The sequence below is a fragment of the Sphingomonas sp. PP-CE-1G-424 genome, from assembly GCF_004341085.1.
GTDB lineage: Bacteria > Pseudomonadota > Alphaproteobacteria > Sphingomonadales > Sphingomonadaceae > Sphingomonas.
The window spans coordinates 106323-133154 of the sequence record NZ_SLXW01000006.1; the positions used below are offsets into that span (position 1 = coordinate 106323).

Annotated in this window: 29 protein-coding genes; 15 read left to right on the forward strand and 14 right to left on the reverse strand. The window is 61.9% G+C overall.

Annotated features, from left to right (window positions below; all coding sequences use genetic code 11):
• The first annotated feature begins 18 nt into the window (after positions 1-18).
• The 9 genes from traU to C8J43_RS17855 all read left to right on the forward strand — a co-directional run bounded on the left by traU (position 19) and on the right by C8J43_RS17855 (position 10120).
• Complete coding sequence (gene traU / locus C8J43_RS17815) at positions 19-1008, forward strand: conjugal transfer pilus assembly protein TraU (protein ID WP_133032082.1); 990 nt, start codon at positions 19-21, stop codon at positions 1006-1008.
• Between the two features lie 12 nt (positions 1009-1020).
• Positions 1021-1761, forward strand: a complete 741-nt coding sequence (trbC, locus tag C8J43_RS17820) for a type-F conjugative transfer system pilin assembly protein TrbC (protein ID WP_133032059.1) — start codon at positions 1021-1023, stop codon at positions 1759-1761.
• A complete protein-coding gene (locus tag C8J43_RS17825; RefSeq protein ID WP_243645661.1) occupies positions 1762-3555 on the forward strand; it encodes a conjugal transfer protein TraN in 1794 nt (597 codons plus the stop codon).
• 34 nt (positions 3556-3589) lie between these two features.
• Positions 3590-3940 (forward strand): hypothetical protein, encoded by a 351-nt coding sequence (locus tag C8J43_RS17830; protein ID WP_056678275.1) that lies wholly within the window; start codon positions 3590-3592, stop codon positions 3938-3940.
• Complete coding sequence (locus C8J43_RS17835; protein ID WP_243645662.1) at positions 3921-4847, forward strand: conjugal transfer protein TraF; 927 nt, start codon at positions 3921-3923, stop codon at positions 4845-4847. Before C8J43_RS17830 ends, C8J43_RS17835 begins: the two co-directional genes overlap by 20 nt.
• Before the next feature lie 68 nt (positions 4848-4915).
• The gene (locus C8J43_RS17840; protein WP_243645663.1) at positions 4916-6310 is read left to right on the forward strand and encodes a conjugal transfer protein TraH; all 1395 of its coding nucleotides are present in this window, start codon (positions 4916-4918) and stop codon (positions 6308-6310) included.
• Positions 6311-6325: 15 nt separating this feature from the next.
• The gene (locus tag C8J43_RS17845) at positions 6326-9097 is read left to right on the forward strand and encodes a conjugal transfer protein TraG N-terminal domain-containing protein (RefSeq protein ID WP_133032061.1); all 2772 of its coding nucleotides are present in this window, start codon (positions 6326-6328) and stop codon (positions 9095-9097) included.
• 245 nt (positions 9098-9342) lie between these two features.
• Positions 9343-9678 (forward strand): hypothetical protein, encoded by a 336-nt coding sequence (locus C8J43_RS17850; RefSeq protein WP_243645664.1) that lies wholly within the window; start codon positions 9343-9345, stop codon positions 9676-9678.
• Between the two features lie 241 nt (positions 9679-9919).
• A complete protein-coding gene (locus tag C8J43_RS17855; protein ID WP_133032062.1) occupies positions 9920-10120 on the forward strand; it encodes a DUF3606 domain-containing protein in 201 nt (66 codons plus the stop codon).
• A 194-nt stretch (positions 10121-10314) separates the two neighbouring features.
• Here the strand turns inward: C8J43_RS17855 and xth are convergent, their stop codons facing one another.
• From xth to C8J43_RS22620, 7 genes are all read right to left on the reverse strand, one after another.
• Positions 10315-11112: an exodeoxyribonuclease III gene (gene xth / locus C8J43_RS17860; protein ID WP_133032063.1), complete on the reverse strand. Its 798-nt coding sequence runs from the start codon at positions 11110-11112 to the stop codon at positions 10315-10317.
• A 25-nt stretch (positions 11113-11137) separates the two neighbouring features.
• On the reverse strand, positions 11138-13630 hold the full coding sequence (ligD, locus tag C8J43_RS17865; protein WP_133032064.1) for a DNA ligase D: 2493 nt from the start codon (positions 13628-13630) through the stop codon (positions 11138-11140).
• Positions 13627-14664 (reverse strand): ATP-dependent DNA ligase, encoded by a 1038-nt coding sequence (locus C8J43_RS17870; protein WP_243645665.1) that lies wholly within the window; start codon positions 14662-14664, stop codon positions 13627-13629. Before C8J43_RS17870 ends, ligD begins: the two co-directional genes overlap by 4 nt.
• A gap of 290 nt (positions 14665-14954) precedes the next feature.
• Positions 14955-15221 carry a hypothetical protein gene (locus tag C8J43_RS17875; protein ID WP_107955982.1) on the reverse strand — a complete coding sequence of 89 codons (267 nt, stop codon included), beginning with the start codon at positions 15219-15221 and terminating at the stop codon, positions 14955-14957.
• 66 nt (positions 15222-15287) lie between these two features.
• Entirely contained in the window at positions 15288-15803 is a 516-nt protein-coding gene (locus C8J43_RS17880; protein ID WP_056415662.1) for a ferritin-like domain-containing protein, read from the reverse strand.
• A 107-nt stretch (positions 15804-15910) separates the two neighbouring features.
• Entirely contained in the window at positions 15911-16405 is a 495-nt protein-coding gene (locus C8J43_RS17885; RefSeq protein WP_133032065.1) for a nucleoside deaminase, read from the reverse strand.
• Positions 16406-16538: 133 nt separating this feature from the next.
• A complete protein-coding gene (locus C8J43_RS22620) occupies positions 16539-16775 on the reverse strand; it encodes a hypothetical protein (protein WP_347812519.1) in 237 nt (78 codons plus the stop codon).
• Here C8J43_RS22620 and C8J43_RS17895 point away from each other — a divergent pair.
• Positions 16755-17564, forward strand: a complete 810-nt coding sequence (locus C8J43_RS17895) for a transglutaminase-like domain-containing protein (protein ID WP_133032066.1) — start codon at positions 16755-16757, stop codon at positions 17562-17564. The genes C8J43_RS22620 and C8J43_RS17895 overlap by 21 nt on opposite strands.
• 33 nt (positions 17565-17597) lie before the next feature.
• On the opposite strand, the gene C8J43_RS17900 is transcribed toward C8J43_RS17895, so the two are convergent.
• From C8J43_RS17900 to C8J43_RS17920, 5 genes are all read right to left on the reverse strand, one after another.
• Positions 17598-17972: a hypothetical protein gene (locus tag C8J43_RS17900; RefSeq protein WP_133032067.1), complete on the reverse strand. Its 375-nt coding sequence runs from the start codon at positions 17970-17972 to the stop codon at positions 17598-17600.
• A gap of 68 nt (positions 17973-18040) precedes the next feature.
• A complete protein-coding gene (locus C8J43_RS17905) occupies positions 18041-18328 on the reverse strand; it encodes a hypothetical protein (RefSeq protein WP_133032068.1) in 288 nt (95 codons plus the stop codon).
• Between the two features lie 4 nt (positions 18329-18332).
• Positions 18333-21596 (reverse strand): error-prone DNA polymerase, encoded by a 3264-nt coding sequence (locus C8J43_RS17910; RefSeq protein ID WP_133032069.1) that lies wholly within the window; start codon positions 21594-21596, stop codon positions 18333-18335.
• Entirely contained in the window at positions 21593-23044 is a 1452-nt protein-coding gene (locus C8J43_RS17915) for a DNA polymerase Y family protein (protein ID WP_243645669.1), read from the reverse strand. The genes C8J43_RS17910 and C8J43_RS17915 overlap by 4 nt, the downstream gene beginning before the upstream one ends.
• A gap of 247 nt (positions 23045-23291) precedes the next feature.
• The gene (locus C8J43_RS17920; RefSeq protein ID WP_207893447.1) at positions 23292-24053 is read right to left on the reverse strand and encodes a protein ImuA; all 762 of its coding nucleotides are present in this window, start codon (positions 24051-24053) and stop codon (positions 23292-23294) included.
• Positions 24054-24248: 195 nt separating this feature from the next.
• Between C8J43_RS17920 and C8J43_RS17925 the strand changes: the two genes are divergently transcribed.
• A complete protein-coding gene (locus C8J43_RS17925) occupies positions 24249-24695 on the forward strand; it encodes a hypothetical protein (protein WP_133032070.1) in 447 nt (148 codons plus the stop codon).
• Here the strand turns inward: C8J43_RS17925 and C8J43_RS21990 are convergent.
• Positions 24692-24868 carry a hypothetical protein gene (locus C8J43_RS21990; RefSeq protein WP_165899673.1) on the reverse strand — a complete coding sequence of 59 codons (177 nt, stop codon included), beginning with the start codon at positions 24866-24868 and terminating at the stop codon, positions 24692-24694. The two genes, C8J43_RS17925 and C8J43_RS21990, sit on opposite strands and share 4 nt — an antisense overlap.
• Positions 24869-24909: 41 nt before the next feature.
• Here C8J43_RS21990 and C8J43_RS17930 point away from each other — a divergent pair, with 41 nt between their 5' ends.
• The 4 genes from C8J43_RS17930 to C8J43_RS17945 are packed head-to-tail and all read left to right on the forward strand — an operon-like array spanning position 24910 to position 26517.
• Positions 24910-25179 (forward strand): HU family DNA-binding protein, encoded by a 270-nt coding sequence (locus C8J43_RS17930; RefSeq protein ID WP_133032071.1) that lies wholly within the window; start codon positions 24910-24912, stop codon positions 25177-25179.
• Between the two features lie 52 nt (positions 25180-25231).
• The gene (locus tag C8J43_RS17935) at positions 25232-25903 is read left to right on the forward strand and encodes an SOS response-associated peptidase family protein (protein WP_279388845.1); all 672 of its coding nucleotides are present in this window, start codon (positions 25232-25234) and stop codon (positions 25901-25903) included.
• Positions 25904-25930: 27 nt separating this feature from the next.
• Positions 25931-26218 carry a hypothetical protein gene (locus C8J43_RS17940; protein WP_133032073.1) on the forward strand — a complete coding sequence of 96 codons (288 nt, stop codon included), beginning with the start codon at positions 25931-25933 and terminating at the stop codon, positions 26216-26218.
• 5 nt (positions 26219-26223) lie between these two features.
• A complete protein-coding gene (locus C8J43_RS17945; protein WP_133032074.1) occupies positions 26224-26517 on the forward strand; it encodes a DUF1488 family protein in 294 nt (97 codons plus the stop codon).
• Between the two features lie 104 nt (positions 26518-26621).
• On the opposite strand, the gene C8J43_RS17950 is transcribed toward C8J43_RS17945, so the two are convergent.
• Positions 26622-26832 (reverse strand): transposase (locus C8J43_RS17950; RefSeq protein ID WP_243645666.1); only part of this gene is annotated, 211 nt, incomplete at its 5' end.

The window sequence follows — 26832 nt, forward strand, 5'->3', positions numbered from 1 at the left end:
CTGCGCCTCCTCACGCTTATGCTCGGTGCGTTCGTGCTATCGATGACGCTGAGCCCGCGCGCGGAGGCGCAATCGAAGTGCTCGGGCAAATTCGTCAACCCGATCACCGACGTCTGCTGGTCGTGCCTGTTCCCGCTTTCGGTGGGCGGCCTCAAGATCTGGCCGAGCAATCGCGCCGATACGGAAAACCCGTCCCTCCCCGTCTGCGCGTGTGGCAGTCCGGTGCCGCGCATTGGCATTTCGGCCGGCTTCTGGGAGCCCGTTCGTCTTGCCGACGTCACCACCAAGCCGTGGTGCTTCGTCAATCTGGGTGGCACGAAGATCGCGCCCGGCTTCGACATTGGCCAGGGCCAGTTGTCTGGACCATCGCAGACCGGCGGAAACGGGCAGAACACGTCCAAGTGGCACGTCCACTGGTACGTCTATCCGCTGCTCTACTGGATAGAGATCCTGACCGATTTCCTGTGCTTCGAGCAGGCGTCGTTCGACATCGCCTACATGACCGAGGTCGACCCGCTCTGGCAGGATGACTCGCTTACCGCGCTTATCAACCCGGAAGCCGTGCTGTTCTCATCGCCGATCGCGCAGGCTGCGTGCGCCGGCGACTGCATCGCGGCAACCGCCAAGCTGCCGCTCGATGCGACCTTCTGGTGCGCTGGCTGTCAGGGGCCGATGTACCCGGTCAACGGCAACATCGCCGCCTCGATCGGCCATGTGCAGGCGTCGCGTCTCGCGCTGGCCCGCTTCGCGTTCAAGATCCACCGCGAGGGCCTCGCCTGGGGAACGATGGGCTCCAAGGGGCTTTGCAACAAGTATCCGATGCCGGTGCTGCGCAAGCAGCAATACCGCGTCCAGATGGTCAATCCGATCCCGATGGTCAGCGGCAAGATGGCCTGCTCGCCGCTCGGAGCCTCGACCATGCCACCGCAGGCAGGCCGGTCCTTCCCCGTGAAGGGCGAGGACATGGGCTACCTCGTCTGGCGCAAGCGCAACTGCTGCGTGCTCTGAGGAGAGACAATCATGCGCCGCATCACCATCGTCATCGCCGCACTTGCCGGTCTCGCCGGCATCCAGGCGATCGCCCAGACCGTCGACGGTCTCGACCTCGAGGCCATCAAGCGTCGTTCGGCCGCCATGCAGGGTGACGCCGACATCTTTGCCGAACACGTCCGCAACCGCGGCGATGTCTTTCGCGAGGAAGCCGTGGCCATCCAGGCGAAGAGCGGCGCAAATCTCGCATCGCTCGCAAAAGCCGATCTACCAGTGAACGGTGACGGCGCGTTCGACTTCGACGAAATCATCAAGGGCGCAAGCCAGAATGTCGCCGGCACCAAGGGTGACGCGCCTCAGTTCATCGCCTTTGCCAGCCTGTCGATGCCGCCAGCAGCCTTGCGACAGCTCATTGCCGACACTGCAAAGGCGGGCGGCGTCGTCGTCTTCCGGGGCTTCCCGAACAATTCGATGAAGGCCTTCAGCGCCATGCTGGGCAAGGTCGTCACCGACAAGGATCAGCTGTCCAATGTCGGGATAGATCCCCGGCTCTTTCGCGCGTTCAACGTCGAGGCGGTCCCGACCTATGTCGCCGTATCGACCGACTTCGATCTCTGCTCGGGCCTGAATTGCACCACCTCGGTGCCGACCCACGACAAGATCACGGGCAACGTCTCGGTTCGCTACGTGCTCGACACCTTTGTTGCGGCGCACGGCCCCGGTGCCGGCGTGGCGTCGGTTGCGCTGCGCAATCTCGCCAAGGGCGTCTGAGTGAAGCGCATCGCTTTCTCTTTGCTACTGAGCGTCCTGGCGGGCGCCACCAGCGGCGTCGTCGCACAGACGACGATCGAGGAAGCACGCAAGCAGGGCGCCGATCTCGGCAAAACGATGCGCGCTGACGAAAGCCTCGGGCCGAACGACGCCAAGCTCTCACAACTGCCGGGCTATGGCGGCACCGATCTGGCGGAGAAGGTCTATTTCGACGACCCCGACCGGCTGGTGGTCGATGGTGGTTCGAAGGCCGGCACCGATGAGGCGTTCGGCACGGTGACCGATCGCGCACGCACGCGAGCGACCTTCAGCAATGCCGAGATCCTGGCAGCGACCTCGCGCGGCACCGCGATTGAGAAAGACCCTGACACGTATCTGGGCGGCCAGAACCTTGGCGGCGCGGAGGGTACATGCACGGCCCTTCCTCCTCCCGTCGGTTCAAAAGGCTATTACGAGGCTACCTGCAACAAGGGGTCGAAAGTTACGGACACGGTCGAGGCCTGCCGCGGAAACCTCGTGCCGACCGTCATCAACACCGCGCGCTGGTTCTACTACGGCGTTCTCGACAAAAACGAGGGCTACGGGTTCGCCAAAAACAGCGTCATGCAGGCGAAGGTCAATGCCGGCGTTTGCCGTGCAGAGCCGGTCTCCAAGCACATCTGCGACGCGCAAATCGATCTTGGCGCCGGCGGGAACGACGTCGAAGGCTACCGCAAATACTGCAAGAAGAATGTCAGCGGCACGGCGCAGCTGTATTCCTGCAATCCCGAATTGTCGGCCGCAGAGATCGGCAGCCACCACAACTTTGCGACTGGTATGGCCTATCTGAAGAAAGAAGGGACGCTCAGCGTTACCGTCGCCCGCAACGAGGGCACCTGCCCGGCGCTGGCTGCCGACACCACGTGTGTCCCGCAAGCGACTGAGGTCTGCACCGAAGGCCCTGAGACCCGCATCATTGAGGGCGTTCCCGTTACGCAAGCATGCTGGGCCTGGTCGCGTTCCTTCACCTGTCAGCGTCTCACGCCGGCCAGCGATTGCAGCGCGCTCGACGACAACAAGCTGTGCAAGTTCCTTCGCGACGAATGTCTCGACGATCCGCAGAGCGGCGCATGCAAGGTGTCGCAGCGCGTCTATAGCTGCCCCCTGCCCGACGATAAGGCGCCCACCGACAAGCAGTATGTCTGTGGCGGCGACGTTTATTGCCTCAACGGCAGCTGCGAGACGATCGAGCGCGAGGCCTCGACTGAGTTCAAGGACGCGCTGGTCGCGCTTCACTCGATCGGCGACGCCGGCAAGCAGTTCGACCCAGCCAACCTAGCCGTGTTTTCTGGAGAACGGGGCACCTGCAACAAGAAGATCTTCGGTGCGTCGAATTGCTGTTCAGGCAGCGGCGTACCGCTCCTGACGCCGTGGCTGTGTAGCTCTGCCGAAAAGCAGCTCGACGAGAAGGACGACAAGGGTCTTTGCCACAAGGTCGGGTCCTATTGTTCGGGCAAGATCCTGGGCGTCTGCGTCACGTCGAAGGATGCGTATTGCTGCTTCGGGAGCAAGCTCTCGCGCATCCTCCAGGAGCAGGGCCGTCAGCAGATTGGCAAAGCTTGGGCCAAGCCCAAGGACGAGACCTGCAAGGGCTTCACGATCGAGGAGTTTCAGCGCCTCGACCTGAGTCAGATGGATTTTTCCGAGGTCTATGCGGAGTTCATGGACGCAGCAAAGCTGCCCAGTGAGGTCTCCGTGATGGCCGACGTTCAAACCAAAATTCAGGGGTACTATGACCTTCACGGGAGCAAATGATGCAAGCGGTCCGGGGGGGCTATGTTCGATCGACATGTCGGTGCTCGATCTTGCCATTTTCCTCCGCATCCATCGGTCCGGTCGGGGCACCTCGGCCGGTGAGGTCGCACAGACCATCTCGCATTGGTTTCAGTGCGACATCGATCCGCACGAGGTCGAGCAGGCTTTTCCGCGCATGGCCGACAAGGGCTGGCTTGTCCGCCGCGAAACCGGAATGCGCGCGACCATCAAGGGGCGGAAGCACGGTCGCAGCCACCTTCGCGGCATCGTCCGGATGCTCGATCAGGGCACCAGGATGCTCGATGTCGCCGCGATGATGTCAGTTCTCAAACTCGCAATGATTGAGCTCGACGGGGAGCATGATGATGACGACGATCAAGACTAAGCGTACCGGGCGGCTAACCGCTAGCGTTCTTATGCTGCTTGCAGCTACGGCGCCCTTGGCCACGCCGGCGCTCGCGCAATCCGTCGACCTGCAGAGCGCAGCGATGGCTGATGCGATCGGTGACGACGATGCCGAGGCCAGAAACACTGTGGTCGAACCGGAATTTGATCGGACGTCTGACGCTGGGGAGCAGCAGCAAGGCGGCGACTTCTATTGCGGTGAGCGCAAACTAGGCCAGTGGTTCTATTGCGAGCGACCCAAGGCGAAGCCATCCACCCCACAAGCGTCCGCGCAGCCGCAGCAGTCGTCGACGTCGCAGCTAAAGGCGATCACCAAACAGCTGGATGAGCTTAAAGCCCGGGCCATCCTCGAGCCAAGCGAGGCGAATGTGATCGCCTATGTCCGCTACCAGCGTGAGCAGCTCGATCGCGCGTCGACCTTCTCCGACACCTGGCAGCGTGCGCTCTGGCAAAACCCGGACATCGATTACACGCTGCAGCGGCCGGTCTCGACCGTCGGCAAGCGAGCATGGACGGACAATCGCGCTGCTACGCGTGACCAGGTCCTTTCACGGCTCGGCCAGCGCTACGGTATGTTCTACTTCTTCGCGCAGTCCTGTGCTGCCTGTGAGGTGTTCTCGCCGATCCTGCGCTCGGTTGCCGAAAGCCACCGCATCACGGTGATGGCGGTATCGACGGACGGTGGTCCAAGCCGCCAGTTTCCCAACTACGTCGTTGATAGCGGCCAGCGTCAGCGCATGGGCGTGCCGCTCGCAACGCCGGCACTGGTGCTGTTCGATACCATCACCCGCAAAACCGTCCCGATCGGCTTTGGCGTCATGTCGGCAGACGAAGTGATGGAGCGTATTTTCATGCTCACCAACGCCAAGGTCGGGAGTGACTTCTGATGTCGATCGCCCCTTCTCCTCGTCCCTCCCCCTTCCGCGCCCTCCTTCGCCGGACGGCTGCAGTCGCTATGAGCCTTGGTGCCGCGAGCATGATCCCCGTTGGTATGGCCCGCGCGGACGTCGCTGGGCAGATGAACAGCTTCTTCCAGGATGCGGGCGGGGCCGCGAACGTGACCGGGCCGAGCGCCTATCAGGGGCAGACCGCTGGCTATTATTCGATGGGCAACGTCTGGACGCGCTTTCCGCAAAAGAGCGTGCAGCCGTTCAACCTGCAGATGCCCAAGGTCTCGGCAGGCTGCGGTGGCATCGACCTCTTCACCGGCTCCTTCAGCTTCATCAATGGCGCTGAAATGGTTGCCATGCTGAAGGCGACTGCCAACAACGCGTTGGGCTTTGCCTTCCAGCTCGCGATCGACAGCGTCTCGCCCGAGATCGGCAAGGTCATGGATAGCATGGCCAACAAAGCGCAGCAGATGAACCAGATGAACATCTCGTCGTGTGAAGCGGCCCAGGGGTTGGTCGGTTCGGTATGGCCGAAAATGGCTGGTGCACGATCCACGGTCTGCGCGGCGGTTGGTAACAGCCAAGGCAAGTTCTCCGATTGGGCGCGCTCCCGGCAGGGCTGCGGTGCCGGTGGGGAACAAGACGCCACGCTCGACGCCAACACCGATCCGGCAATGGCCGACAAGATCCCCGGTAACCCGCGAAATTACACGTGGGATGCGATCAAAAAGTCGAACAAGTTCGCCGGCACCGACAAGGAGTTTTCCGAGTTCCTGATGACTCTGGTTGGAACGATCGTCATCAATCCCAAGGCGGCCGAGGGTGCGATCGTCGGCTTCGTCGGTCCTGCCGAGGATGCGGTGGTGACAGCTCTTCTCGATGGCGCTGGCACCGGCACACCGGTCAAGATCCTGCACTGCGACGACGACGAAAAGTGTCTGAACATGACTGAACAGACGCTGCGGCCCGGGCCGGGTTTACGCACCAAGATCAAGGCGATGATCGACTCGATCAACGGCAAGATTCGTACCGATGCGGCGCTCGACGCTCAGGAACAGCAGTTGCTCAACATGACGACGCTCCCGCTTTACAAGATGCTCGCGGTACAGGCGATGGCGCACCAAAACTTTGCCGACGGCGAGACCAGCGCGCTTGCCGAGATCGTCTCGGTCAACCTCCTGTCCTCCATGATCGAGAACATGCTCGACCGGATCAGCCAGTCGACCGTCCAGGTCCAGCCCGCCGACGCGGAAATGGGCAAGATGTGGCGTGACCAGCTTGCGGAGGCACGCACCCGGTATGCTCAGCGCAACGTCGAGCTGAAGGCCACGCTCAATCAGACGATCGCGCTCATCAACAAGTCGGTGATGCTCGAATCTACCCTTCAGAACAGCATGTCGCCGGCAATGTCTGCATCGCTGAATTTCTCGCGGGGCCTGAGTGCGCAGGGTCTCAACTAGGACGGGTGACGGAGCATGGTTGAGGTCTTCACGATTGGCGGTGGCGAATACATCGTCAACACCTTCAACGCGGTAGCAGCTTGGACAGGCGGAGGCGGCTACCGTTCCCTCTTGCAGGTGGTAATGGTTCTTGGGCTGATCTACTCGCTCCTTGCCGTCGCTTTCACCATGAACGTCCGCGTCTGGCTCAACTGGTTCCTCGGCTCGTCGCTCATCTACATGTGTCTAATGGTGCCGACCGTCACGGTTAAGGTGACGGACCGGATCAATCCTTCACTGGCTCCCGCCGTTGTCGACAACGTGCCCCTCGGCCTGGGGGTAATCGCCAGCTTCACTAGTCAGGTCGGTGACTGGCTGACACGGACGGCCGAAACCGTTTTCACGATGCCGAGCCAGCTTACCTATTCGTCGAACGGCATGGTCTATGGTGCCCGTCTGCTCGATGCGACGCGCAATTTTCAGATTCGCGACGCCGAGTTCGCGACCAACCTTTCGTCGCATTTCAAGAACTGCGTGTTCGGCGACGTCATGCTCGGCCAGAAGTCGATGACCGATCTCGCCTCCGCGAAAGACCTCTGGGCAACGATGGGACCCGGCTCTGCTGCGCGGTCGCAACCCTGGGTAGAGCGCTCCGGCGCGACAACGTCCAGCAGCATCGTCAGCTGCCGACAGGCATACGGGATGCTTGATGGTCTTTGGCACAGCATGATCGACGCCCAGACGTCGCTTTGGGCCAAGGAAACCTATCCAAAGCTTTCGACCGCCGTCGCCTCCGCGAAGCTGCGGGCCGATGTTCCGATCGTCAATCAGGCGTTCACGGCGTCCAGCGCTGGCTACGAAAACATCGTTCGGCAGAACACGGCGATCAATGCGTTCATGCAGGCGCGTGACGGCATGGCCGGTGGTCCGAGCGCTGCCTCGATTGACACGTTCGCGACGACGCGGGCCGATATCCAGGCGCGCAACACGTACAACTCGATCGCGCAGCAGGCGATGAGCTGGGTCCCGATCCTGAACATCGTGCTGACCGTCGTCTTCTATGCGATGTTCCCGGTAATCTTTCCGCTATTCCTGATGCCGCAGACCGGGGTCGGCGCGCTCAAGGGCTACCTGACCGGGTTCTTCTATCTGGCCGCGTGGGGGCCGCTTTATGTCATCCTCCACATGATCTGCATGACGCGTGCGACAGCCGCGGCTCAGGGTGTAGCGGATGGCGGCATGTCGTTAGGGTCCTATGCCGGTATCGGTGCGGTTAACGCTGAAACTGCGACTATCGCAGGCTTCATGCTGATGTCAGTGCCGTTCCTTGCAGCTGGCTTAGCCAAGGGTGCCATGAGCATCTCGGGCCAGGCAACGTCGGTTCTATCGCCGGCGCAGAACGCTGCGGAGGCTGCAGCCGCTGAGCAGACCACAGGCAACTACTCATATGGCAATGCCAGCTTCTCGAACTCGACGTCGAACATGCGTCAGAGCAACCAGTGGTCGGACGCGCCGGCATTCTCGACCGGTTCATTTGCATCCAGCTTCCGGCACGACAACGGCGCGACAACGAACGGCTTTGGCGACGGTCAGAACGTCTACGATACGTCGAAGGCGATCTCGAATATTCCGTTCTCTGCTTCGATGACGCAGGGGTCAGTCGCTACGGAAGGCCGTCAGGCGACGATGGCCGCTCGTGTTGCGGACGGGTTCGAGCAGGCTAGTCGTCGCGAGATCTCGCACCTAAATGCCCTCCGGAACGGCCATTCCTGGTCGAGCGAGAACTCGTCTGGTTACGACTCCAGTTCCGGTGTTCGTAGCGGCAGCAACACCGAGCTTAGTGATCGCAACACGATCACTGGCACCGACGGCGTGCAAAATAGCCAGAGCGTTGGCAATGGCACTCGCCGCCAATCCGAAGCCGGCAAGAGCACCAATTGGTCGGATCAGGCCATCGGAGGTGTTCGCGGTAGCATTGGCGCGGGCGAGGGTGGAAAGGGCGGAGGCATCATTGGCGCTGCCGCTGGTATGCTAGGGCTTAAAGGTGAGGCCTACGCTGGTTACAATCAAACTTATACCCGCGCTAACACGACAGGCGATACGGACACCGCCTCTGCCAATCGTGACAATTCACTTTCCGTTACTGACGGTATCAATCGTGACCATGCCACTGGCGCGACCGTGAGCACCAATGATGGGACCTTCAGTCAGTCCGGTCAGTTCTCCCGTTCTCAGCAGAGTGAGTCGCGAACGAAAGCCATCGAGGAGTCCCTTAGCCGCATCGAGTCTTACAACGAGCAGGCCCGTCACTATCGCGAACTGTCCTCGTCCTTGGAGCAGCATGCCAGCTTCGCCGAAAGTCACGGTTTCAACCTTTCGGAAGATCTTCGCCAAGATCTCGCTCGCTATTACGACAAAGAAGTCGCCAGCAGTCCCGACGGTGTCCTACCTAGCCTTTGGGAGACGAACCTCAGCTCGACGCAAGAGGGCATGCGGAACGCCGCGATCGGCAAGTGGTCCAACCAACGTTCGGAAGGGATCGAGCGTGATATCCAGAGCGCGCTACGCAACCCTGCTCTTGAAGGTATGGAGTTGCCGGGTGTGGCCTCCGAGGCGAGCATTGTGGGGCGTTATTCGGGTGGCAGCGGCCTTAGCTCTCCCCATCCGGTCGCAAGCGGCAAACCATCGACAGATCGGGAGGACGGAGTTGTTACAACCGGCGCTGCAGAACTACTTGGCGAAAAGCACCGTCGGGACAACGATGGTCGTCTTGCGCTCAGTCAAGGCCCAGCTGGTCCTGATCGCTGAGCTTAACGGAGCAGCATGTCGGCGAAACCAAGCCCCATGCCACCGAAAACAAGGACGAATATGAAGAACCTAGCTACCTTCGACGTCGCCCCTCCGTTCCACGACAGGCTATCATCTGACCGGCCAGGATCCATCTGCCAGAGTCCGGCGCCTCGCCCGGGGGGCGAGTCACTGTCGAACATTATTGGCTGTCCTGGATCAATCATAGCTCACCTCGCCGTCTAGGATACAGTGAGATAAACATCATGGCAACGCGAGAACATAAGGTTTTCAAGTCTGTTCAGCACCGTCCGCCGACGCTGGGTGATATGTCTGGTACTCTAATTTTTGGGTTCTCCTGGTTGCTTGTTATGACGGTCGGGCTCGCTCCGCTTGCTGAAGCTTCCCTCCTGTCCCGGTCGCCTTCCATTACGATGCCAACGACGATTGCGTTCTCTGTCGCCGTCGGGAGCGCGGTCCTCCTTCGTCGACGCTACTCCTGGATGAACCTTGTGCTGCACATCTTTGGCCAGATTGCGATTTGGCTCTCGTTCTTCGTGATGTCGTTGGCGATCGTGCTCATCGCGATCCCGCGCGGATGATCCCAAACTGTCGCATCATTGCCGATCGCGCCGCCTTGATAACGAGAGCGCATCATTTGACTAAGCGATCTGCTGCACCGTACATTTCCGTATCGGCGCTTCGATAGCTGTCACTCAGTAGCACTGATGGGCGACCCAGCCTGAATGCCGAAGCCAACTCAGGCAGTGAAATTATGCGTCGTCTGCAGGAAACGCTCGGCGGGCCAAGCGTTTTCGCATCAGAACGTATTGGAGACACGCAGTGGCAGACGACAAGAGCAAGACCGACGGCCGTGATCGCAGCCGTGTTTCGGGTAGCGAACCTTACGAGGTCGAGTATTTCGCCCAGAAGCATGGATTGGGCGCGCAGCAGGCGCGTGACCTAATTGCCGAGGTCGGGAACGACCGCGAGAAGCTCGATGCTGCTGCTGGTAAGGTGAAGGGTCAGCGCGGTAGCGCCTGACCACAGGCAAGGTGCAGCCGCGTCACCGTCGAAATGAGCAGACGTCACCGGCGCGTTGCAATAGCCTGAGCACGATGCTCGAGATCACGCGGGATGAGGATCTCAGCCTGCAGGTTTAAGGGGCGTTGGATAGGCTGTCCAAGCCGACGCATTTGAAGTTCACAGTGTGACAATAGCGTGCATCGGCCCGACAATCAGGTTGCGGAACGCTTCCGTCGGGCGGCCTTCAGTTTGATCCAGACAGGGGCATGGTCGCTGGTCTTCTCCCAACCCCTGACATGATGATCAACCTGCGCATCCGCCAGCCGCGTGGCAGCGGGGGCGTTCAGGAGAAGATGATCGAGCCTAAGCCCGGCGTTGCGCCCATACGCGTTCCGAAAGTAATCCCAGAACGTGTAGATCGTTTCGTCCGGGTGCTTTGCCCGCAGCGCATCCAGCCAACCTTGATCGATCAAACGAAAGAACGCGGCTCGGACTTCTGGTGCAAACAGCGCGTCTTTAATCCACCGCTCCGGCTTGTAGACGTCAATCTCGGTCGGCATCACATTGTAATCGCCTGCCAACACGACCGGCGCATCGGTGCCGAACAGCGTGGCCGCATGGGCGATCAAGCGCTCCATCCAGGCGAGCTTGTAGTCGAACTTCGGACCCGGCCGCGGATTGCCATTGGGCAGATAGAACCCCGCAATCAAGATGCCGCCTACGGCCGCTTCAAGATAGCGGCTCTGAACGTCGTCCGGGTCGCCAGGCAACCCCCGTCGGGTTTCGACGGGCTCTGCGCCACGAGCGAGAATGGCGACGCCGTTCCAGCTCTTCTGACCCTGCCAGATCGCGCCATAGCCAGCCGCCTCGATCGCGCTCAAAGGGAACTTCTCGTCCGGCGCCTTCAGTTCCTGCAGACAGACGACATCGGGCTGAGCTTCATCCAACCAGCGCAGAAGCACCGGCAGGCGACCGTTGATGCCATTCACATTGTAGGTTGCGATCTTCATCGCGGCACCAGCCGAACAGAGGAGATCATAGGTCTGGCAAAATCTGGTCAGCGCGTCCCCAACCGACCAGATCCTTTGACGCTGCGCGTTTCAACAACGCGGCCGCATCGCCGATGTGCCAGCCCGATGCGAGGTCGAGTTTCTCCAACTCCTTCCACGTGATGGGGACGGCAACGGGCGCGCCCTCGCGAGCACGAGCACTATACGGCATGACTGCCGTTGCCCCCCGCTGATTGCGCAAATAGTCGATGAAGATGCGTCCGGTTCGCTTGGCCTTGGCGAGGGCTGCGGTAAATCGATCGGGTTCTGACTGGGCCAGGACGAGTGCCAAGCGATGTGCGAAATCCTTCACAGCCGGCCACTCGGCTTTCGGTGTCAGCGGCGCGATGACGTGGACACCCTTTCCGCCCGTCACCATTGGAAAGGTCTCAAGGCCCATCTGGGCCAGCACGTCGCGGACATGAAGGGCCGCGGAAATGACATCCTTGAAATCGAGGCCTTCATCGGGATCGAGATCGAACACCAGCCGGTCGGCCTTCTCGACGTCTTCGATCCGCGCACCCCAGCCGTGGAACTCGATCGTCCCCATCTGAACGCAGGTGACGAGACCCTCGGCATCGTCAACGAACAGATAGGGTTCGTCATGTCCGTCCTTCTCGGCGATCCTGACATGGTGGACATGATCGCCGAAGCTGCCGGCGTCATGCTTTTGGAAAAAGCACTTCTTCCCTCGGCCCTGCGGACAGCGGACCAAGCTTATCGGGCGACTTCCGCACCAAGGCAGCATGATGCCGGACACAGCCTGGTAATAGTCGGCGAGCTGGCCTTTGGTGATTGCGGACTCCGGAAAGATTACCCGTTCCCGGTTCGTCACTCGGACGACGGACGGCTCGGGTGCCTCGAGCTTGGCAACGGGCGCAGGCTTCTCGACGACGACCGCCTCGGGTCTCTTGTCCTGGCGCAAGCCAAGGTAGCTGGAATGGCGCAATACCCCGTCGCTCGTCACTTCCATGAACGCCACTTCGGCCACCAGCTGCGGCTTGATCCAGCGTGCGCCGCGTACGGCTGCGCGTGGTGCGGTGACGGTCGGCTTCGTGACGGCCAGCGGCGTCATCAGATCCATCAGCTTGTCGATCTCCTCGCCCGTATACCCTGTTCCGACCTTGCCGGCATAGCGGAGATGACCGTCCTCGTTGACGCCCAAGAGGAGCGACTTGAACCCTCGCTGCTTGTCGGACGGCAACCAGCCGACGATGACGAACTCCTGTCTCTGGATACACTTCGCCTTCAGCCAGCTGCCGGACCGCGAGCCGACAAAGCGCGCGTCCGCGCGCTTCGAGATGACTCCCTCGAGGCCTTCGGCACAAAACGTGTCGAACAGCTCCTCGCCGCGGCCGGCGATATGATCCGAGTAGCGGATTCGGTCAGTGCCACCCCCGAGCAGGGTCGCAAGCTTCGCCTTGCGCTTCGATAGCGGTAGTCCGGTCAGATCCTCACCGTCGAGCGCCAGCAGGTCAAACGCGTAGTAAAGGATCGCGTCCGGGTTTCCTTTGAGCGCAGCCTGCAACGCCTGGAAGTCGGTCTTGCCCGCCGCGTCGACGACCACTGCCTCACCATCGATGAGAGCAGACGACGCATCCAGTTTTGCGGCGTCAGCGACGATGCCGGCGAACTTGTCCGTCCAGTCCAACCCGGACCGCGTGTAGGCCCTGCCCGTCCCCCCGCCGACCGCCACCAGTGTTCGATACCCGTCATACTTCATTTCGTGCAGCCAGGCGTTGCCGGCCGGCACATGATCGACAAGCATCGCGAGCTGGACAGGTTGGAACGGCGGGGGCGAGCCTGCCTTCTTCCCACTTGTCGCTCGAGATTTTGCAGCGTTCGTCGCAGACTTTGCGGCAGGCGTTGCCGACGCACCCGACTTGCCTCGCTTGCCTGCGGCAATCTCTTCCATAGTCAGGCCGCTGATGACCCCGGTGAGGTATGTTCCGACAAGATCCTCCGATCCGCCGATCTGATCGTCGGTAACCTTGCGCAGGATCCAGTTTTCGCCCTTCTCCTTTCCGCGCGGCTTTAGCCTGAACAGCATCCATTCGCCCCTCAGGCGGTGCCCATGCAGGAAGAAGTGGAGATGCCCCTCAGGCAGCGTCTTGCTCGGGTCCTTGCCAGCGAGCGGTTCCCACGTTCCCGTGTCCCATAGCATCATCGTCCCGCCGCCATATTCCGACTTCGGGATCGTGCCTTCGAACGCGGCGTACTCGACGGGGTGGTCTTCGGTGCGAACCGCAAGACGTTTGTCGTCGGGATTGATGCTGGGTCCTCGCGTAACGGCCCAGCTCTTGAGAACGCCGTCGAGTTCGAGACGCAAGTCATAGTGCAGTCGGGACGCGGCGTGCTTCTGAACGACAAAGCGGTTGCCCCCTGCTTTGGCGATCCGGCCCTCAGGCTCGGCGGTTCTGGCGAAATGCCGCTTCTCCCGGTATTTCGCCAGGGCATCGCTGGAGGAGGAACCGGTCATGACGCTATACCCAGTTCAGCAGGGCGAAGCTCATGCTCCAGCTGATCCATCGTGCACGCCTCAGGTGCCTTGTCGGGACGCCAGCGCAGGATGCGCGTACCGTGCCGGAACCGGTTCCCGGTCACCTGATCGTACAGGACTTCGACGACGAGTTCTGGCCGCAAGGGGACCCACTCGCTCTCACGACCATCGTTCCAGCGACTGGGACCGCCGGGAGCTTTACCCGTGAAGCCCGGTGCTTCGATCAACGGCTCGAGCTTTGCGATAAGCGCCGCGCGGTCGGCCGCGGCTATACCCGAGGTGAAGCCGACATGGTTGAGCTTGCCGCTATCGTCGTAAAGCCCGAGCAGAAGCGATGCTACCTCGCTCCCCTCCTTCACCCGTCTGAAGCCGCCTACGACGCAATCCGCGCTGCGATGTTGCTTCACCTTCAGCATGGCGCGTTCCCCGCCACGGTAAGGCTCGTTCAGCCGTTTCGCGACGACGCCGTCCAGCGCCCCGCCGCTAGTCGCCAGCCAGGCCGCAGCGTCGTCGATCTCGTCGCTACAGGGCGACAGCAGGAGACCAGCGCGGGCATGTCGCGAATGGAACGACTCCAACGCTTTCCGGCGAGCCGAGAGCGGCGCATTAATTAGGTCGGCATCATTGACGCCGAGGCAATCGAACAGCATCAGCTGCGCAGGCGTCTCTTTCGCCAAGCGATCTATCCGGCTTTGCGCCGGATGCAGCCGTGCCTGAAGCGCATCGAACGAGAGGATGTCCGCAATGGGTAGGATGATCTCGCCGTCGAGCACGAAACGCTCCTGCGGGACCGATACGACAAGCGCGACTATCTCGGGAAAGTAGCGACCGAGCGGTTTTCCCGATTTAGAAAGGAGGTCGACGGCCTCGCCATCACGGAAGACCAGCGCTCTGAAACCGTCCCATTTGGGCTCATATTGCCAGCCCGGTTCGACCGGCAGCTCATTTACGAGCTTGGCTTCCATTGGCGAAGGCCGGTCTGCGACCATCAGTTCTGGTCCGGGGCGCAGCACGCACAGTGTTTGGGAGCCAGTCGTTTTGCCTTTGCTGCCTCGCGACGTCGTTCCTGCCGACTTGGCAACGGAGCAACGCCAACCGAACTGGGCAGACCGTTTAGCTCAATCGATTTGATCACGGCATCTTTGAACATCAGATCACTCCAGACGGCTTTCAGTTATAAAGCCCCCCAGTCGCCACCTGTTCCTGCTACTCCGACGCGAGGATCGGTGGTCCTGATCAGAACAGCAAACCTGTGCCCCCTGCCCCTGACAAGGGACGTAATCGCTGGCCTGGTAGGGCGGTTTCAATGCTCGTTGGAGTGCCGGTCTTCGACCGGCGTGTAGTAGCGCGCTATATCCGCTTCGGTGAGCGCATGACCGCTCGATTCTTTGACAAGAGCAGCGATTTCGCCATCGGTCCTGCCAGCGTCGCGCAGCTGCTCGATCTCGTCGCTTACCATGTTGATGAAGGCGGGCACCGGGAACCGTTCCTCGCCCAGGCCTAGCGCATCGCGCATGTGCTTTTGCGCACGCAAGGCTTCGGGAAGCGTGAATGCGATATCGTCGGCCATCGAACGTGCCTTTCATGAAAAGCTGGAAACTGGTCGGGGGGCATCGGCCCCCCGACACTGAAACGCTTATGCGGTAACTGCTTCCGCCTTTGCGTTCACGCTCGACGTTGCCATCGCCGTCAGCTTGTCGTCGGTCGCATATTCCTCGTCGAGCGTCTCTTTCAGGATCGCTGCGATATCGGCGCGGCCGAGCTGGTTCGCCCAGGCGATCAGCGTACCGTACCGCGTGATCTCGTAATGCTCGACTGCCTGTGCCGACGCGATCAGCGCAGCGTCGAGCACGGCCTTGTCCTCGATCTCGCCAGCGACTTCGTTGGCTTCCTTGATGATACCGTCGATCGCCGGACAGGTCACTGCCTTTGCCTTCTCGCCGAGCAGGTCAAAGATGCTCTCGAGGCGTGTGATCTGCCCTTCCGTCTCACGCAGGTGGGTTTCGAAACCTTGCTTCAGGGCTGGTGCTGTCGCTTTGTCGACCATCTTCGGCAAGGCCTTGGTGATCTGGTTTTCCGCGTAATAAACGTCCTGCAGCTGATGCAGGAACAGGTCGTCGAACGTCACGATGTCTTTGGAAAACAGGCCCATGATAGTGTCCTCGCTGAGCGGATAGCCGCGAAGCAAACTGCTCCGGCACCGCCGCAACGCACCGACTCCAGGGTAAGTTTCGCTCGGTTTCGCGCCGCCTCAGCGGGCTATAGATTTGCCTGCTCGTCGACTGGCAGCTTTGCGTCGGGACCATAATAGAGCTTGGCGCAGTCGTCGCGAAGGCACCCTCCCTCGATGACGATGTCGTCGCGGTAGGCGTCGCCGATGAACGCGAGCGTGTCGACGTGCTGCGCTTCGAAATACATCTCGTGGACATCATCGCGGCCCGCCCCGTAAACGACGCGGCCGACCTTGGACCAGATCGACGCCATCGTGCACATGCCGCAGGGCTGCAGCGTGGAGTAGAGCGTCGCACCGCGCAGTTCCAATTCCCCCGTGCTTTCACACGCCCGTCGGATTGCCATCATCTCCGCATGCGCTGTCGCGTCCGGCAATTCCTTCGTCTGGTTGCGCTCGCCTGCGATAACCTTGCCGTCGAGAACAATCACACACCCAAGCGGCGAGGTCGAAGGATCGGAGCCCTTCGATCGGGCGATCGCAATGGCTTCGCGCATCCAGCGTTCGTCGTCCTGCGTCATCATTTCGGCTCCCTGTTACGGTCGCACAACGCGTAGCGGACACAATGGATCGTTCGGCGCAGTCGTGTTTGCTCGCCGAGGATGGCCGAACGCTACCGTTCCTTGCTGCGGGTTGCGAAGACAGGCTCTCAGACGGTCATCTTGCAGGGTCATAGAGTTTGTGCAGACAGACGATATCGTCATACGATCCGCGCAGCCAGGTATCGATGTCTGCCGGATCCAGAATCGTGATGATGGCTTTCGGGTGGATCGGCGCACCAGCATTTTGGGATCGCACGTGACGCGGCGTACGCCGGCCGCCTAGCCTTGCGTTGCCATAGGAACGATCGAAGCAGCCCCCATCTAACGGCTCATGACCAATAGCATTCTTCATCTCGGGCTGATGGAAGACGGGGAAATCGAACTCGATTTGGCCGCCCTGGAACTCGCAGCGCTCGATCACCCCGGTATCGATCTCGATGAATATCTCGACGAGCTTACTGACATGGAAATAGCTCTGCGCGCTGCTGATGGCGACGCAGTGAACAGCGTCGCTCAGGCCCAGGCCCTGAGCAGCGTGATGGTTGAAGAGTTCGGGTTTTCCGGCGACCGTACGCACTACGACGATCCGCAGAATGCGGACCTAATCGCCGTCGTCGATCGACGGCTCGGCCTGCCGATCAGTCTGTCGATCATCTATGTGGCAATGGCACGCCGTCTCGGATGGTCGGCGATGCCTCTCAATACCCCCGGCCACGTCCTGGTGCGCCTTGGCGACGCATCGGATGCGCTGATCATCGATCCCTTCAACGATGGTCGTATCGTTGCCCCTGCACAGGTGGAAGCCTTGTTGGAGCAGATGACAGGCCAGGCCCGGTTTTCCGACGGGATGCTTCCCCTGTCGAACCGATCAGCGCTCGTCCGCCTGCTGCTCAACCAGGCGACCCGTGCCGAGCAGGCCGGGGATCCCGCACGCGCGCTGGTCCTGTACGACCGTATGACGATCGTGGCGCCGGCGCACGCCCATGGTTGGTGGGAGCGAGCCAGACTTCAGCTGGTCGCAGGCGATGTAGCCGGCGCCCGCAGCAGTCTTAGCGCGATGCTAGAAATTTCCCGGGACGATGATCTGCGCCTGCAGGTATCTGCAGCGCTCGACGCCCTTCCCCGGCCAACGTCGTCTTGAAAGTCGGGGCGGACTGGCTCTCGCTGTGACGGCTTATCCCAAGCGCGTCCATCGTCGCTCATGCCAGGCCCGGGACTGTACCGCGTCTCCGAACCGCCAGAACCGGGTTTCCCGCGTGTGGGGACCTGCACGAGCGAGCGTCCAGCATTCGCCTGTTGGCAGCTCGACGATGCGGTGAATGTGTCCGGCGTCGACATGATAGGTTTCGCCGGGAAGCCGGCGAACGAGTTCGCTGTGCCAACCGCCGTTAGGATCCAGGTGGAACACTTCTTCGACATAGCCACCATCGAGGATCTCGGTGTCGAAACTCCAGGGATGATCATGCGGCGTCGCGTGCGGCTCTTCCATATTGAACCGGTGCAGTGTGCGTCCGTCATCAAGATGGTATTTGGTAAACGCCCGCGACATTCGCTCAACGCTGACGATCCGCGTGCCTTCCGGAACGCGAGCAACGGCCGCTCGCGGTAGTCTCATACTCACGGTTCAAACACCTCCTCATAACAGCCTGCGCGGCGCAGCTGGCGGACAATACCGTTAAACGCCGCGGTGACACCCTGGGCGCGTCCGATCTCGTTCGTCTGCGATCCCGAGTCCCAGTATAGAGCGAGCGGCCATTTCTCGGGGCAATGCGGCAGCAGGCAGCGGAGTGCCAAGCGGATCTCAGGCACGTCAACGCGGGCTTCAGAACAGCGCGACACGCCACAGCGCAGAATATGTACGGACAGCGCGATTACGACGCGCTGATGCCTCGGCAGCTTCGACATAGGATCAGTGGAAGTCGTGCGACTTGAACCGAACGACCTCCTCCGGATCCATGCCGTCCGCATGGGGTGGCCAGTATTGGTTGCGTGCCTCAGGCTTCCATCCCTTGTCGCCACGGTCGGGTGAGCCCGGATGTTGCGCAGCATCGCCTCGCCCGGTCCGGTGCGGAAACGACATGTCGCCAACGCGGTGGAGGAGGTCGCCGTGGTCGACGATCCGGCTGCAGATTACATGGATGATCTCGCCTTCCTTCTGGACCTGCCCCTTCATGCCGACCATCGATGCCGACATGATCGTTCGGCGTTGTGCCTCGAAACGATCGGGCCAGAGGATCCCATTGGCGATCCCAGTTTCGTCTTCGATTGTTATGAACAGCACGCCTTTGGCGGAGCCAGGCTTCTGTCGGACGAGGACGATGCCGGCGACCTCGACGTATCGGCCATCCCGGATGTTGGCGAGGTCAGCGCATTTGGTAACGCCGCGCCGCGTCAACTCGTCGCGCACGAACGTCAGCGGATGCGCGCGAAGCGAGAGCTGCAGCGCCCGGTAATCCTCGATCACCTCTCGGCCATCGGTCAGCGGCCGCAGTGCCACGTCTGGCTCAAGACCTTCCGCGCTGAAGGTCTCGGCCGATCGATCAGCTGCCGCGAAAAGCGGCAGCGGAGCCTCGCCGAGCCCCCTCACCTTCCAAAGGCCTTGCCTACGATCGACGCTGAAGCCGTGGAAAGCATCCCCGTCAGCCAGCTTTTCGATCGCCGCGCGCTGCACGCCAGACCGTCGCCAGACGTCCTCGACGCTCTCGAAAGGTGTGATCGTACGCGCGCCAACGATCTTCGCGCCATCAGCGTTCGACAGGCCGCGAATTTGGCGAAGACCGAGCCGCACGGCAAGGTAGCGCCCGCCTGTCTTCTCTAGCGTGCAGTCCCAGCGGCTCGCATTGACACATGGCGGCCGGACCTCGACGCCGTGGTCGCGCGCATCGCGCACGATTTGCGCCGGCGCGTAAAAACCCATCGGCTGCGCGTTCATCAGCGCGGCGCAGAACACGTCGGGATGATGATGCTTCATCCACGATGACGCGTAGGAAATCTTGGCGAAGGAAGCGGCGTGGCTCTCAGGGAAGCCGTAGCTGCCGAAGCCCTCAAGCTGACGGAAAGTGCGTTCGGCGAACTCGCGTGGGTAGCCGCGTTCGACCATGCCCTCGATCAGCTTCTCGCTGAAGTGCGAGACCCCGCCCGTGAACTTGAACGTCGCCATGGCGCGGCGCAGCTGGTCCGCCTCGGCCGCGGTAAAGCCCGCACCGACGATCGCGACCTTCATCGCTTGTTCCTGGAAAAGAGGAACACCAAGCGTCTTCTCGAGCACCGCGCGCAGCTCTGGCCGGGGATATTCCGGTTTCTCGAGTCCCTCGCGCCGGCGAAGGTACGGATGGACCATGTCGCCTTGGATCGGTCCTGGCCGGACGATCGCCACCTGGATCACGAGGTCGTAGAAGCGCCGCGGTTTCATCCGTGGCAGCATCGACATCTGTGCGCGGCTCTCGATCTGGAAGGTGCCGAGCGTGTCCGCCTTCGAAATCATGGCGTAGACGTCCGGGTCGTCGTCCTGCAGGTCCGCCAGCCCGACGCGTAGCCCCTTGTCCGCCTCGAGCATGTTGAAGGCGCGGTTCATGCAACCGAGCATGCCCAGGCCGAGGACGTCGACCTTCATAAACTTCAGCGCATCGATGTCGTCCTTATCCCACTCGATGATCTGCCGGTCTTCCATCGCGGCTGGTTCGATCGGCACCAGGTCATCGAGACGATCATGGGTCAGGACGAACCCGCCCGGGTGCTGGGACATGTGCCGCGGCACACCGATCAGCTTTCGCGCAAGCTCGAGCGTCAGACGGAGCCGTCGATCGCCAATGTCGAGGTTGAGCTCCTCGACTTGCTTCTCGCCTACGCCGTCGGCCGACCAGCCCCAGACAAGCCCTGCCAGTGACGAGGTAAGATCCTCCGGCAGGCCAAGCACCTTGCCGACGTCACGCACCGCACCGCGCGCGCGGTAGCGCGTCACGACGGCGGTCAGCGCGGAGTGGTTGCGACCGTAGGTCTCGTAGATCCACTGGATGATCTCTTCGCGGCGCTCATGCTCGAAGTCGACGTCGATGTCGGGCGGCTCACGACGCTCCCCTGAAACGAACCGTTCGAACAGCAGCTCATGCTTGATCGGATCGATCGAGGTGACGCCCAACACGAAGCAGACGCACGAGTTGGCAGCCGATCCTCGTCCCTGACACAGGATACCGCGCCGGCGGGCTTCCCGCACGATCGCGTAGACGGTGAGGAAGTACGGCGCATAGCCAAGCTCACCAATCAGTCGCATTTCATGGGTGATTTGGTCGGTATAGGCCTGCGGCACGTCGTCATCGAACATCCGCTCGACCGCTTCTGTCGCTAGCTGCTGGAGCGCTTCCTGGGCCGTCAGGCCATCGATCAGCTTCTCATGCGGGTACTGATACTGAAGCTCGCTAAGATTGAAGGTGCAGATCCGCGCGATGTCGACGCTCGCCTGCAACGCGTCGGGATAGGCGCGGAAGCGCCGGACCATCTCGTCGGGCGATTTCAGCGCGCGATCGGCGTTCACCTCACGGCGATAGCCAAGCTCGTCGACGGTGCATTTCTCGCGCACCGCCGTGACCACGTCCTGCAGCAGCCGCGCTTCGGGCGCGTGGTAGAGAACATCGCCTGTCACAACGGCGCGCACGCCGGCACCGCCAGCCTGCCGCGCGAGCGCATCGATCCGAACTGCGTCTCCTGGTCGGCGCCGCTGGAACAGCGCCATATAGCCGCGACGCCCGTAGATCGCCTTCAGGTCGGCCAAGGCGGCAAGGTTCTCTTCGTCCGCCTCTTGCGGAAGCAGAATGGCGACGACGCCTTCAGACCATGGTTCCAGATCATGCCAGTGCAGCAGGCAACCGCCCTTTCCCGCCCGCTTTTTTCCGACGGTCAGCAATCGGGTGATCCGCGACCAGGCCGGACGATCCGTTGGGTAAAGCAGCAAGCGACGGCCGCATGAGAGATCGATGCGCGTACCCGCGATCGAGCGGATGCCAGTGGCTTTCTGCGCTTCCCATGCGCGCACAACGCCGGCGACCGTGCCGATGTCGCTGACGCCGATCGCCGGGTAGCCAAGCACGGCAGCGGCCGCGAACAGCTCGTCCGGACTGGACGCCCCGCGGAGCAGCGAGAAGTGCGTCAGCACCTGAAGCTCGACATAGTGGGTCATCCGAAGACCCCGTGCATCCACCAGGACAGGTCGCCGGTGTCGTCCTCAAAACCGTCGCCACGACGAAATACCCAGTAGCGACCGCCAGTCTCGTCCTCGACGCTGTAATAGTCGCGCACCGCCCACACTTCCGCGTCGCGCCGCCACCATTCACCGTGGACGCGCTCGGGACCGTCGCCCCCAACCACCTTGTACGTCGTGCCGCGCCACTCGAAGCGACGCGGAGGTTGGTCAGGCATCAGGGCGATCACGCGATGCAGTGGCTCTGGATGCGCGAAGAGACGGATCGGCCGTTTCCACTCCGGCCATGTTCCCGGCAGCTCGTTGGGATCGGATCGGACCACGGCCCGCTCCGGGACATGGCTTTCGACGGGAGCGATGCGGAAGACCGAGTGCATTCCGATCCTGCCGGCGATCAAGTCGACTAGGCGCGCTGGATCGCGCACCAGCGTCTCGCCTGCGAGGACGGCGCCGAGATCAACCGCGTCGAGCGGCTCTATGTGCGGCGCCACCATTTGAAACTGCTCGAGCCCCATGCCGGGATCGATGCGCTCGATCCGCAGTTTCAGCAGCCGCAGGAGGTGAGAGACTTCCCGTGTCGGCCGGGATGTGCCGACCGCAACGATTTGCTCGGTGCCATCGACGCGCATTCCCGTCAGGCGGAGAGAGCGTGCACCAACGCCTTTCGTCTGCAGCAGCACGACAAGATCGCCCAAGAGGTCACCCATGACCTGTTCGATCGCCTCGGCCGTGCTGATCGGCTCCAGTAGCCGTCGTTCGACCGCCGGGACCTCGATGTCCTCCCGTGGCGTGATAGGCTCTGCGACACCGCCAAGGGCCTGATCGAGGCGTGTGATGGTCGGCAGTCCGAGACGGCGCGCGAGGGGTCCTCGCGCGACCGGCAGGAGATCCGCGATCCGCTCGAAACCAAATTTGCGTGCAGCGCTCAACGCCGTGGGCGTCAGGCGCAACGCGGCGATCGGCAATGTGCTGAGCGCCTCGACCGTACCGTGCGGCTCGACGCGAGTAAGATCGGCTTTGCCAAAACGGGCAAGCGCGTGGGCGGCCCCCGGCGTATCGGCGACCGCGACGCGCGCGGTGAAGCCTGCACGACGGCAAAAGGCGAGCAGACGACGGCAGAACCGCTCTTCTCCGCCATGGAGGTGATCGCAGCCGGCGAGATCAATCCAAAGGCCATCAGCCGGGGTGACAGCCGCGATCGGCGACCAGCGCCGTACCGCCAGCAGAGCGAGGCGATCGAGGAGTGCTGCATCGGCTTCCGGCTCAGACGGACGGAAGTCGAGGTCGGACACCAGCGCGCGGGCGTGGGTGGCGGCCATACCAGGATGGATGCCGAGCGCCTGCGCACCGGGGCAGGCAGCGACCACCTCTTCGCGCCGGCCGACCTTGCCAACGAGAGCGAGCGGCGCGTGCTGGACCGGGGGCATAACTGGCGTGGCGAGCCGCAATGCAGGCGCCTGCGCCTTGTACGGGTGGCTCGCCGCTTCCGATCGCCTGCCAAGCTCCCGCATTGGCGGCTTCGCGTGGACAGGAAGCGACGCGATCTGCGCTTCAACCTCTTCGCGCGACTGCGCACTGGTTCTCGCCCAGCGGGCGCCAGGCCGCCAACCGCCGCCCCGCGGCACCGAACAGGCACCAGGATCGTCGTCGACCGGCAGTTGCAGGGCGGGCCGCTCAGGCGGCCGCATAGCGGGCCGTTCCAACCGTCTCAGCCGCTCGATGGCTAAGTTCGGCAGGAACAGCGAGACGACCCGTCTCATCGCTGCCCTCCACAATTAGGGAAAAGCCCTCACCGCCACGTTGCCGCGCCAGTTCGACCGTCCATCTCGCTCTTCCTACACCCGCGACCTCCAGCCGCGCCGAAGGCGCGGAGCCGATCCGCCAGCGCGTCCACGCAGCGGATGGTTCGGAGAAAGGATCCTGGTCACGGCCGCGACGACGCCGCAGCAACAGTACCGGCATGTCGGCCTCCGCTGCCACCAGCTGCAGACGACGGGTTGCAACCATCGACACCTTGCTGGCTTCCGCGATGATCGCCGATGGCGTCCCGTCGCGAACTGCATCCTCGATTACGGCGAGCAACGCCGCATCATCATAGGGCTGAGCATAGATAACATTAGACGAGGAAAGGCCTGCCTGCGCCAAAGCCGGTGCGTATAGGTCGGTGCGGGACGTGGCCCACAAAACAGGACCGCTGGCATTGGCAGCTTCGCGCGCGGCAATGCCGGCAAGGAACAGCGTCGTTGCGGCATCATCCACCAGTGATGCACTGCGCGCCGTCGCCTCGTGAAGCGCGCCAGCACGCAAGCCCCCGGCCCCAAGCTTGCTGTCGATCACAGCTACGCCGAACGGCAGCACGCGGTAGTCGGTGACCGGCGTGGCGATCGTCCGCAGGTGGGCAAGGCTGCTTACAAGGGACTCGGGGGCGGGGGACATCATGGTCTAAGACTCTACTCGTTCTCTTTATGTTCCGTTACCATCTCCAACATTGCAAGCGCTTTGATCGTCCCGATCCGGGCAAGAGGCGTGCCTTCCCCTCGGCGCACGGAGGGGAACGAAAAATATACGAAGGGGCAACAAATCGCGAATTATTCGCTTTTGTTTGGCGGTTCGGTGACTCATAGAATCGTCATGCCAATCCGCCCCGAGAACCGCTGGCTCTACCCGATCGACTGGCGGCAGCTGTCGCAGACGGTCCGGTTCGATCGCGCCGGTGCTAGGTGTGAGGGATGCGGCCGCCCCCATCTGCGCCGTGTGGTCCATCTCGGCGACGGTCGCTGGTGGGATGCCGATGTCCGGTGCTGGCGGTCTGACCGGGGCAAGCGTATTTCGATGAGAGCAGGGTTCGTGTTCGCGTCGATCCGGGTGACCTATGTCGTCCTGGCATGCGCGCACCTCGATCATGATCCCGGCAACAGCGCGGCTTCGAACCTCAAGGCGCTATGTCAGCGCTGCCATATGATCCACGATGCGGCCGAGCATCGCTGGCAGCGCTGGTGGAATGTCTTTCGGCTAAGGGCCATTCGCGATCTCTACGAAGATCCTCGCGTTACGCGCGAACGCATTGCCAGCCGCTAGAGATCGATGTTCCGGGCGCGCATAGCTTCGGCTGCAAGATCGGCTATCGGCCCCTGCCCTGAGGTGGCTTTATAGACTTCGGCTACATCGTGATCAGCGAGCTTATCCAGCATCAGCCGCACAGCCGAGACGCTCGTGTCGTCCAGTACGGTCTTTGTCTCGTCGTTCGCCATGGCTAAGGTCCCGCCGGTGTTTCCAATGGAGAACGAATAGCATGAACGTCAGTGACCTGGCCAAGGGCGTCGCCGAAGCGACCGGTTCGAACGAGGCCGATGCAAAGAAGGCGATCACCGCCGTATTCGACCAGATCGCAACCGCAGCCGTGAAGGGCGAGGAAGTTTCGATTCCAGGGTTCGGCAAGTTCACGGTCAAAGACCGTCCGGAGCGCGAAGGCCGTAACCCCGGCACAGGTGAGGCGATCAAGATCGCGGCTTCCAAGAAGGTTGCGTTCACAGCCGCCAAGGGGCTGAAGGACAAGATGTAAGACGTGTGCGCCGGCGAGCGGTCTCGTCGGCGCCAACCCGAGGAACAGGCTCGTGTGCAACCGGTATCGTATGACCGCAAAAGAGGTCGACCTTGCAGTCACCTTCGGTATCCGACCTCCTTATGAGAAGGACGAGGAATACCCCGTTGGTGACATCTTCCCGACCGGCAAAAAGACCCCGTTCTACGGCAAGGTGATCGTGCAAGACGGCGCGGAGCGAAAGCTTGAGCGGATGGAATGGGGCGTACCAACGCAGGTCCCCAGCGCGCGCGACCCCGCGGTTAAGCTAACCAAGTACGTGACGAACGTGCGGAACCTGAACTCCAGTTTCTGGCGATCGATGCTGACGACACCGGCGCGGCGCTGCCTGGTCCCGGTCACCGCCTTTTCGGAATATGGGTTGGCGCCCGGCGAAGACGGCAAGAAGCCGCTGCACTGGTTTGACGTGCCCAGCCGCCCAGTCTTCGCCTTTGCAGGCATCTGGCGTCCGACACAGCGTGGCAACGCCTACGGCTTTCTGACGACGGAGCTGAACACGATCGTGGCCCCCATCCACCCGAAGGCCATGCCGGTCATCCTACACGACGAGGATTACAACCGTTGGCTGACCGCCCCCTGGGACGATCTGAAGGACGTGGTTGCGCCCTACCCCTCGCAGCTGATGCGGGTTGAAGGCTTGGTCACAGCGGACGCGGACCATGCCCGATCACCTGTGCTATTCTAGCCTTTGAACCCCGAAAGGTGACTGACAATGACAGAAGCGACATGGGGCGAAAGCGCCAAGACCCCGGACATCAACTGGCGAATGAGCGCGTCGTTGGAAAACGTGCCCCGCGGTGACACCGATATCGCTGAAGTGACGAACCTAGAGCGAGCCGTGCGGGATTGGGTCAGGCTGGACCCTGAACATAGGGAAGCGGCGACATTGACCACGGATCATGCCGTTCAGATCGAAGGGGTTTCCAGTACGGCGTTTACTGGCGAAGCTATCGCAGCCCTAGCCGAGCATTTGCCGTCCACTCCAACCGTAGAGGAGTAATTACTATGGTGAAATCCAGCGTCCGGTTCGAGCGCGGTGACGGATATTGGGTGGCGGAGCGTGATAGCATCGGCTTCACCGGCACGACCGAGTTTGGTCCCGTCGAGTTTCTGATCACCAGCGAAGCGTTGGCCGAAATGCCGAACCCGGCGCTAGAAGGAATTGACCCAGAAACTGCGGTCGAGGTTTTCATCGAGTACGAAAGCGACATTCACCGCATCGCCCAGCGTGAATTTGTTAAACGCCTTGGTGGTGAGCCACCGATCCTGCTGACGACTTCAGACGTGGCGCTAGCATAAAAGCACGTTAGCAATTCAACTGGTTCAATGGTCCGGAGCGGGTTACGATCCGGACCCACGTCGTCTCCATGCCTATTTCAGTATAAGTGACCTGCTCCCCGTTTTCAGGCCGCTGATAACTTAGCTTCGGTGTCCATATGCCCCTGGCGGGGGCGGTTCGTAAACTCAGCGGGTGCCATCCCGCCAAGACTGCTGTGCGGACGCACGGTGTTGTAGTCCGTCCGCCATGCCTCGATGATCCGTCTCGCCGCAGCCAGCGAGGGGAACAGGTGTTCGTTCAGACACTCGTCGCGCAAGCGACCATTGAACGATTCC

What these genes read in the sequence shown, in the direction of transcription:
- traU (WP_133032082.1), top strand. Translation starts at nt 19, where the DNA reads ATGCTCGGTGCGTTCGTGCTATCGATGACGCTGAGCCCGCGCGCGGAG.
- trbC (WP_133032059.1), top strand. Translation starts at nt 1,021, where the DNA reads ATGCGCCGCATCACCATCGTCATCGCCGCACTTGCCGGTCTCGCCGGC.
- C8J43_RS17830 (WP_056678275.1), top strand. Translation starts at nt 3,590, where the DNA reads ATGTCGGTGCTCGATCTTGCCATTTTCCTCCGCATCCATCGGTCCGGT.
- C8J43_RS17835 (WP_243645662.1), top strand. Translation starts at nt 3,921, where the DNA reads ATGACGACGATCAAGACTAAGCGTACCGGGCGGCTAACCGCTAGCGTT.
- C8J43_RS17840 (WP_243645663.1), top strand. Translation starts at nt 4,916, where the DNA reads ATGAGCCTTGGTGCCGCGAGCATGATCCCCGTTGGTATGGCCCGCGCG.
- C8J43_RS17845 (WP_133032061.1), top strand. Translation starts at nt 6,326, where the DNA reads ATGGTTGAGGTCTTCACGATTGGCGGTGGCGAATACATCGTCAACACC.
- C8J43_RS17850 (WP_243645664.1), top strand. Translation starts at nt 9,343, where the DNA reads ATGGCAACGCGAGAACATAAGGTTTTCAAGTCTGTTCAGCACCGTCCG.
- xth (WP_133032063.1), bottom strand. Translation starts at nt 11,112, where the DNA reads ATGAAGATCGCAACCTACAATGTGAATGGCATCAACGGTCGCCTGCCG.
- ligD (WP_133032064.1), bottom strand. Translation starts at nt 13,630, where the DNA reads ATGACCGGTTCCTCCTCCAGCGATGCCCTGGCGAAATACCGGGAGAAG.
- C8J43_RS17875 (WP_107955982.1), bottom strand. Translation starts at nt 15,221, where the DNA reads ATGGCCGACGATATCGCATTCACGCTTCCCGAAGCCTTGCGTGCGCAA.
- C8J43_RS17880 (WP_056415662.1), bottom strand. Translation starts at nt 15,803, where the DNA reads ATGGGCCTGTTTTCCAAAGACATCGTGACGTTCGACGACCTGTTCCTG.
- C8J43_RS17885 (WP_133032065.1), bottom strand. Translation starts at nt 16,405, where the DNA reads ATGATGACGCAGGACGACGAACGCTGGATGCGCGAAGCCATTGCGATC.
- C8J43_RS17895 (WP_133032066.1), top strand. Translation starts at nt 16,755, where the DNA reads ATGACCAATAGCATTCTTCATCTCGGGCTGATGGAAGACGGGGAAATC.
- C8J43_RS22620 (WP_347812519.1), bottom strand. Translation starts at nt 16,775, where the DNA reads ATGAAGAATGCTATTGGTCATGAGCCGTTAGATGGGGGCTGCTTCGAT.
- C8J43_RS17900 (WP_133032067.1), bottom strand. Translation starts at nt 17,972, where the DNA reads ATGTCGCGGGCGTTTACCAAATACCATCTTGATGACGGACGCACACTG.
- C8J43_RS17905 (WP_133032068.1), bottom strand. Translation starts at nt 18,328, where the DNA reads ATGTCGAAGCTGCCGAGGCATCAGCGCGTCGTAATCGCGCTGTCCGTA.
- C8J43_RS17910 (WP_133032069.1), bottom strand. Translation starts at nt 21,596, where the DNA reads ATGACCCACTATGTCGAGCTTCAGGTGCTGACGCACTTCTCGCTGCTC.
- C8J43_RS17915 (WP_243645669.1), bottom strand. Translation starts at nt 23,044, where the DNA reads ATGCCCCCGGTCCAGCACGCGCCGCTCGCTCTCGTTGGCAAGGTCGGC.
- C8J43_RS17920 (WP_207893447.1), bottom strand. Translation starts at nt 24,053, where the DNA reads ATGTCCCCCGCCCCCGAGTCCCTTGTAAGCAGCCTTGCCCACCTGCGG.
- C8J43_RS17925 (WP_133032070.1), top strand. Translation starts at nt 24,249, where the DNA reads ATGCCAATCCGCCCCGAGAACCGCTGGCTCTACCCGATCGACTGGCGG.
- C8J43_RS21990 (WP_165899673.1), bottom strand. Translation starts at nt 24,868, where the DNA reads ATGGCGAACGACGAGACAAAGACCGTACTGGACGACACGAGCGTCTCG.
- C8J43_RS17930 (WP_133032071.1), top strand. Translation starts at nt 24,910, where the DNA reads ATGAACGTCAGTGACCTGGCCAAGGGCGTCGCCGAAGCGACCGGTTCG.
- C8J43_RS17940 (WP_133032073.1), top strand. Translation starts at nt 25,931, where the DNA reads ATGACAGAAGCGACATGGGGCGAAAGCGCCAAGACCCCGGACATCAAC.
- C8J43_RS17945 (WP_133032074.1), top strand. Translation starts at nt 26,224, where the DNA reads ATGGTGAAATCCAGCGTCCGGTTCGAGCGCGGTGACGGATATTGGGTG.